A 7140-nucleotide genomic window follows, 5' to 3' on the forward strand; every position below is an offset into this window, starting at 1 on the left:
GTGCTAGGCGGAGGGCTGAACGGTCGCCGGAAGCCTGAAGGGTTGCCGGAAGCCTGAAGGGTCGCTGGAAGGTTGACTCGTCAGTGTCGGTGTTCGTGGTCCGGGTGGGAGGGGTCGCCGGGGTGTTCGTGGCCGGGGGTGTACACCACGTTGGTGCGGGCCTGGTCCAGCCAGGCGAAGAAGGACCGATGGCCCGCCGCTCGTCGCAGCTCGCGTTCGATGCCCTCTCGGGCCCGTTCGTACGGCAGCACGTCGGCCTGGGTCGGCTCGTCGAAGGGGTCGACGCCGCGCCTGAGCGCCTCCTGGGTGAGGAAGCGGTCGCGGTTGCGGTCGTAGTAGTCCCGTACCGCCTCCTCGGGGATCTCCTGCTCGTCCTCGAAACCGTCCAACAGGACGCGTGCGGCGGGGGAGTGGGCGAGCACCGCCGCGACGATGCTGCCCAGGTCGGCGACGTCCGCCTCCGCCACGGCGAGGACACCGGACGGCGCCACCTCCGACACAGGTGGTGGTCGCAGTCCCCGTGCGATGCAGGCGCGGCGGGCCAACTCGTCCGCGACCACCACCTGTGTCGCCCAGCGTCGCCGCTGGCGCTCGGCCCGGGCGACGGCGTCGGGACGGGTCTCGCGGTCGCGTGGGGGGACGATCCTCAGGAAGGCGTCCACCCGGGCCCGTGTGACCGGCTCTCCGTGGACGAGGGCGGCGGCGCCCGGGTGGGCGTGGGTGTGCGGGTGGGCGTGCGGCGCGGCGGGCCCGGTCATGGGGTCACCTCCAGTACGACGGTCTCCGTGTAGGCGACGTTGCCGTGCCACGCCACCTTCGCCATCAGCCAGTAGGACCCCGGCGGCACCGCGTCGCCGTCCACCTCGATCACGCACTCGGCGCGCTCCCCGGGGGCCACCGTGAACCCCTGGCAGCCCGGAGCCACGCCCTCCCACGTGCCCCACGACGACACCGCCCACAGCGTGCCGCCCACCGGCCCCCGGGTGGTGTTCCGTACGGTCACCGGGACCCGGACGCGCTCACCCCGGCGCACGGTGACCCGCTCGGTGCCGAGTCCGGTCACGAGGGTGGGCCCGGTACGCCCGTCCGGCTCGCCCTCCGGTACGGCACCCGGCACGTCGAGCGCGACCACGTCCTCGTACGTCTGACCGCCGTGGTCCAGGTGTGCGGCGAGCCAGTGCCGGCCGGGCGCTGCCCCGGGAGGGGGCGTCACCGTCACCTCGGCGAGGGTGAATCCGCCCGGGCCCAGCGCGTACGGCAGTCGGGCGGGCTCGACGGACCAGCCGGGGGGCGCCGCGAGGGCCACCGTGCCGGACACCGGCGCGTCGGTGAGCTCCGAGCTCACGCGGACGGTCGCGGTGACGGGCTCCCCGTCCGTCGCGGTGATCGTTGTTGGTGACAGGTAGACCGCGACCGGCAGATTGCCGCGCGGGGCGGGACCGGAGTTGTGCAGCCAGTAGCGGGTGTGGACGGGCTGGGCGGGTTCGTGGGCGGCGACGCCGGGGCCGTCGCAGTGCCGTGCGCGATCGGGCGTTGCCAGGATGGTGGCGACCTCGAAGCCGGTCAGGTCGGCTTCGAGGCCGCCGCCAGTACCCGGGGAGAGGGGGAGGGGCTCCCCGGGCGTCTCCAGGACGTCGGCGCGGACGCCCTCCGTCCATGCGCGCGGTCCGTGGACGCCCGGTCCGTGCACGCGCGGTCCGTGGATGTGTGCTCGCACCGGCCGTCCGTTCACCTCGTGCATCCGTACGACGACGCCGTTCGCCGGGTCGGCGGGTGCCACGCTGCCCCGGGCGAGCGGGGAGCCGACGGGCTTGAGGGCATCGAGGAGGACCTCGCCGGCGGGTTCCAGGCCCAGCAGGGTCGTCGTCCTCGGCAGCAGCGCCGCCTCGCCGCCCGTGCGCAGCCGCGCGGTGAGCCGGTGGTTGAACTCGTGTCCACGCGCGGGCAGTCCGAGGTCCCGCCAGTCGCCCTCGCCCGCGACGACGGCGTACTCGAAGGTGTGCGACCAGCGCTGGAGCTGGAAACCCGAGCCGTCCGGGGTGGTGCGGCGCGGCGGGTCGACCCAGATGCCCGACGGCCAGCCGGTGCAGGAGCGCATCAGGGACATGTAGAGGTCGCCGGAGGCCGTGACCACGCAGCCGGGCGTGCCCCGGTTGAGGACGGCGAAGCTCCGCCCGTCCCAGGCGTCGCCCGGCGGCAGCGCCTCGCCGCCGCCCGCCGCCGTGGCCGTGACGGTCGCGTCGTCGAGGTCGGCGATCAGCGCGTCCACGGCTTTCGCGTCGTCCTCCGGTCGGGCGCCTGCCACGACCAGCAGCGGCAGCCGCTCCAGGTCGCGCAGGTCGGCGCCCGGCACCCACTCCTCCCGCAGCGAGGCACGAGGAGCGACCCACACGGCCGCCACCCCCCGCTCGGCAAGTTGCCGCCTGAGCTCACGCCCGGCCGCCGGATCCCAGCCGAGGGCCTCGGCGACCAGGGAGTTGCGCTCGGGCGCGCCGACGGCGATACGGATGTCGGGGAGGTTGGAGTCGACTTCGAGGTCGCCGTAGCGCTGCCCGCCGGCGATGGTCGAGGTCGCGGTGACGCCCGCGCGCACTAGGGCCGCAGCGAGCGGGGTGCCCAGCTCTCCGGCGTCGTCCCAGTCCGCGTACACGAGTTCGGCGACTCCCATGGAGCGGTGCCCGAGGAGAGCCCCGGAGTCGTCGTGGACCGCGACCCGCGCGGTGGATCCGAGCCCGAACCACGTGTTGGCCGGGTTGTCGAGCGTCCACGGGAACCGCTCGCTGTCCACCTCCACGAACCCGAAACCGCGCCCGATGACCGCGTCGGCCACCTCGTGCACCGGCAGCCCGCCCTGCACGGAGGACGGCCACCGCACCCGGATCAGCCGGTCGGCACCGTCGTACCCGTCGACGGTGGTCGTCACGTCGAGCCGGTCGACGCCGTCCCACAGGATCAGCCGCTGGGTGTAGCGGAACAGGCCGAGGTCGGCGGTGACGGTGACGCGGGAGCCGGCCGGGGAGTCCTCCACCGTCACGGACGCCGTCACATCGCGGCTGCGAGCCACCGTGGTGCCGGTCGGGGTCAGGTGCCAGGGCCCCTCGCCGAAACGCGGATGCCGCGAGTACTCCTCCTGGACGACGAGTTCGTTGCCGACGTCCCCGGGGCGCAGCAGTTCGCGTCCGCCGTCCCGGAGCGAGCGCAGGCCGCTGACGGCGCCGCCGCGCGCGGGGTCGACGGTCACCTCGTAGAACGCGTTGCGGATCGTCGTACCGTCGCGCGGCGTCCACCCCGACACCGAACCCTCGGCCAGGGGGAGGGTCTTGAGGCCGACGCCGGGCACGTCCGGTACGACGACGCGGAGCCGGCCGTCCTCGTCGTGCACGGCGGGGAGAGGGAGCCCGGTGCTGTCGTCGAGCGGGACCAGGCCCCGGTCCTCGACGGTCACCACGTCCCGGCGCGGCCAGGTCGAGGAGTTGAGGACGACGAGGTCGGGGGTGCCGCCGGGCAGCGGGGTGACATGGGCGGCGAGGGCCTGGGTGGCGTCGGCGTGCACGGTCTCGGCGAGGTCGTACAACTCCCGCCAGCCGGTGAGCAGATCGATGTAGACCTGGTCGGACTCGGAGCCGGTGATGGCGTCGTGGTGGGCGCCGTAGATCAGCTGCCGCCACGCTTTGTCGAGCGCGGCGTCCGGATACGGCCGGCCCGTGACGAGCGAGGCGAGCGTCGCCCAGGCCTCGGCGTCGGCGAGCAGCGACTCTCCGTACCGCTGGGCCTGCTTGGTGTCGATGTACGAGACGTCCTTGCCGGTGTAGACCGGGTTCATGTCCCGTGTCTGGGGCGAGGCCCTGCGTCCCTCGGCCTCCAACTCGGCCCGTACGGCGGCGAAGAAGTCGCGCGGTACGGCACTGATGAAGCGCGGCCAGACGTAGCGGGCGTTCCAGTCCCGGTGGATGGCCATCACCCAACGGCACGGCGGCGCGTAGTCCCCGCCGACCGGGAGCAGCACGTTGCGGGTGAGCGCGACCTGCTTGAGGCCCTTGAACAGCTTGAACGCGGCGGCCTCGGCCTCGGGCAGGGTCGGCGCGTTGTCGATGGCCCAGCCGGCGCCGTAGTGGTTGACCATGTAGGCGGTCAGCAGGCCGCGCCCGGACGGGGCGATCCAGCTGAACTCGGCCGGGAACTGCATCCGGTTGGGATCCCGCGGCTCCTCGCCGAACACGGAGAGGGTGGGCCCCCACTGGTGGAACGGCCCGCGCGCCCAGGAGCTGGAGGAGATCCCCGCGTCCGCCATGAGCCCCGGGAACTGCGGGTCGTGCCCGAACGCGTCCAGCTGCCAGGCCGTTTCGGGCGAGGCCCCGAGGATCGCGCGTTGGAAGCCGTCCCCGTACACCGCGTTGCGTACGGTCGCCTCGGCGCCGGTCAGGTTGGTGTTGGGCTCGTTGTAGGTGCCGCCCATGATCTCGACGCGGCCGGTGCGCAGCAGTTGGCGCAGGAAGGCCCGCTCCTCGGGGAAGGCGTCCCAGTACGGCTTGAGGTAGTCGACCTCCGCGAGCACGAAGGTGTACGCCGGGTCGCGCCGCGCCAGGTCGCAGTGGGCGCGGACCAGGCTCATGCCGGACTGGCCGCGCGAGTCGAACGTACGGGCCGGGAGCCCGCTGGTGGCCGGGTCGTCGGCGACGTCCCAGGTCTCCGTGTACGCGCCCTGGGTGTTCCACCAGACGGGGTCGTAGTGGAAGTGGCTGACCATGAACATGGTCCAGCCCGGTTCGGCGACCACGAAGTCCCCGCCGCCCTGGGCCCGCTGCTCCGGATCGCCGGTGTCCTCCACGGTGACCGTGACGTGGTGCCGCTCGCCGGGGACGAGGTCGCCGGTCATGGGTATCTCGGCGCGTACGGTGCCGTCGTCGCCCACGGTGGCCGTCGTCTCCCCGACGCCGCGCACGCTCCCCGGGCCGGTGGCGGTGAGGCGGACCGTCCGTCCCGGCTCGTGGCCCACCTCGGCCACCAGCACCTGGTGCGGCTGCTCGGGGGTGCCGACGAACAACTCGGTCGACTCGACTGAGGTGACGCGCATGGGTCTCCTACGAAGGCTCGGCGGAGCCCCATCCTGGCACTGGAAGGATGGTTCAAACAACCACTCGTCGTCGTGATTGGTGGTTCATCCATGCAGTTCCGGGCATCGAAAAGCCGCCTCGCGCGGGCGGGGCGGCTTCGGTGGGGTGCCCGTTATGCGCGGCTGCGGCGGGACTTCACCGCATGCTGCGGGGTGATGTGGTCGGTCAGCGCCAGCGACGCGCTCGCGCGCTGGTAGGAGAGCTGGGCGACCCGGACGTAGAGGCAGTCGATGAGGACGAGCACGGAGTGCCGGCCGCCGATGCTGCCCGTGCGGAAGCTGGTCTCCGACGTGGACGAGACCAGCCGGATGTCGGCGGCCCTGGCGAGCGGCGAGCGCGGGTCCGACGTGAGGGCCACGGTCGTGGCGCCCCGCTCCTTGGCCAGTTCGAACGGCTCGATCGTCTCCCGCGTGGCACCCGAGTGCGAGATGCCGATGGCGACGTCGGCCGGGGTGAGCAGCGCCGCCGAGGTGGCCGCGGCGTGCACCTCGGTCCAGCCGCGCACCGCACAGCCGATGCGGAAGAGACGGGTCTCCGTCTCCTGTGTCACGGCGCCGCTGCCGCCCACGCCGTACACGTCGATGCGGCGGGCGCGGGCCACGGCCTGGGCCGCGCGCTCCAGGGCGTCGAGGTCGATCCGGTCGATCGTCTGCTGCACCGCGCGCAGGTCGGCGCTGCCCACCACCTGGACGACCCGTTCGAGGTCGTCGTCGGGGGAGATGTCGGGGCCGATCTCGGCGGTGCCCCAGTCGGAGACCTCGCCGCGGCCGCGCTCCTGGGCCAGCTCGATCAGCAGGTGCTGGTAGGAGTCGAGCCCTATGGCGCGGCAGAACCTGGTGACCGTGGCCTGCGAGGTGCCGGTGCGGCGGCCCAGCTCGGCGGCCGAGACGTGGGTGACGGCGGCGGGATCCTCCAGGATCAGCTCGCCCACCTTCCGCAGGGAACCGGCCAGGCGGGGCAGCTCGGTACGGATCAGAGTGGTGACGTCCGTCGGGGGCATGCGGTACCCGGCCTCCTTGGTGCTGAGCGGTGCGTGACGCGTTGTGCGGTGTGCTGACGATGACGAATGTATCAGCCACCATCTGAGTCACAGTTTGAAATTCAGGACCAGGGTGGGGTAGGGGTGCACTCTCCGTTGCCCTCGCCGCGAGACGTGTGATTTATTGATTCACCGATAGATGTAGTTGAGGTGGTTCAATCCACCGGTTGGAGGCGTCGCGTGACCGTGGACTCTGTGGACTCCGTCAGCGCCGAGGGCTTCGCGCGCGAGAGCCTGGCCGTTCTCGACCGCATCACCGAGTCGGCCCGCGGCGAGGTGCGGCGTGCCGCGGAGCTGATCGCCGACTGCGTGCGCTCGGGCGGTGTCATCCAGGCATTCGGCACCGGGCACTCCCAGGCGATCGTCCTGGAGGTCGCGGGCCGCGCCGGCGGGCTCGTCCCCACCAACCGGCTGTCCATCGCCGATCTCGTCCTCTACGGCGGGGACGACCCGAGCGCCCTGGACGACCCCCTGCTGGAGCGCAGGGCCGGGGTGGCCGTCCGGCTCTACGACCTCGCCGCGCCGCAGGCCGAGGACCTGTTCGTCATCGTGTCGAACTCGGGCGTCAACAACGTGATCGTCGAGATGGCGCTGCACGCCAAGGAGCGGGGACACCGCGTCCTGGCCGTCACCTCGCTGTCCCACACGCGCTCCGTCCCGGCCTCCCACTCCAGCGGCCGCAAGCTCGCCGACATCGCCGACGTCGTCCTGGACAACGCCGCCCCGAGCGGCGACGCGCTCCTCGAACTCCCGGGCGGGGGCGCCGTCTGCGCGCTGTCGACCCTGACCGGCGTGATGCTGGTCCAGATGGCCGTCGCCGAGGCCGCCGCACAGCTGCTCGCCGCCGGTGAGCACCCGCCGGTGTACGTCTCCGCCAACGTGCCCGGCGGCTTCGAGGGCAACCTGGCACTGGAGAAGCGCTACAGCGGGCGCATCCGCCGCACGGCCGGCTGAGGCCCGGGGCTCGCGAGCCGAGGCTTCCCGCCT

The 7140-nt window shown here is 72.9% G+C and carries 4 protein-coding genes; 1 reads left to right on the forward strand and 3 read right to left on the reverse strand.

Annotation, left to right across the window (positions count from 1 at the left end):
- Nucleotides 1-80 precede the first annotated feature (80 nt).
- The 3 genes from FNH08_RS40165 to FNH08_RS40175 form a co-directional block, all read right to left on the reverse strand.
- Nucleotides 81-758, reverse strand: coding sequence for a peptidyl-prolyl cis-trans isomerase (locus FNH08_RS40165; protein WP_152776457.1), 678 nt, complete (start codon nucleotides 756-758; stop codon nucleotides 81-83).
- Complete coding sequence (locus FNH08_RS40170) at nucleotides 755-5074, reverse strand: glycoside hydrolase family 38 N-terminal domain-containing protein (RefSeq protein ID WP_152776458.1); 4320 nt, start codon at nucleotides 5072-5074, stop codon at nucleotides 755-757. The genes FNH08_RS40165 and FNH08_RS40170 overlap by 4 nt, the downstream gene beginning before the upstream one ends.
- Nucleotides 5075-5226: 152 nt before the next feature.
- Nucleotides 5227-6114: a MurR/RpiR family transcriptional regulator gene (locus FNH08_RS40175; protein WP_152776459.1), complete on the reverse strand. Its 888-nt coding sequence runs from the start codon at nucleotides 6112-6114 to the stop codon at nucleotides 5227-5229.
- Between the two features lie 219 nt (nucleotides 6115-6333).
- On the opposite strand from FNH08_RS40175, the gene FNH08_RS40180 reads away from it, so the two are divergent.
- The gene (locus tag FNH08_RS40180) at nucleotides 6334-7107 is read left to right on the forward strand and encodes an SIS domain-containing protein (protein WP_322726240.1); all 774 of its coding nucleotides are present in this window, start codon (nucleotides 6334-6336) and stop codon (nucleotides 7105-7107) included.
- Nucleotides 7108-7140 lie beyond the last annotated feature (33 nt).

Origin of the sequence: Streptomyces spongiae, from assembly GCF_009377185.1 — a bacterium.
Classification (GTDB): domain Bacteria; phylum Actinomycetota; class Actinomycetes; order Streptomycetales; family Streptomycetaceae; genus Streptomyces; species Streptomyces spongiae.

What these genes read in the sequence shown, in the direction of transcription:
- FNH08_RS40165 (WP_152776457.1), bottom strand. Translation starts at nt 758, where the DNA reads ATGACCGGGCCCGCCGCGCCGCACGCCCACCCGCACACCCACGCCCAC.
- FNH08_RS40170 (WP_152776458.1), bottom strand. Translation starts at nt 5,074, where the DNA reads ATGCGCGTCACCTCAGTCGAGTCGACCGAGTTGTTCGTCGGCACCCCC.
- FNH08_RS40175 (WP_152776459.1), bottom strand. Translation starts at nt 6,114, where the DNA reads ATGCCCCCGACGGACGTCACCACTCTGATCCGTACCGAGCTGCCCCGC.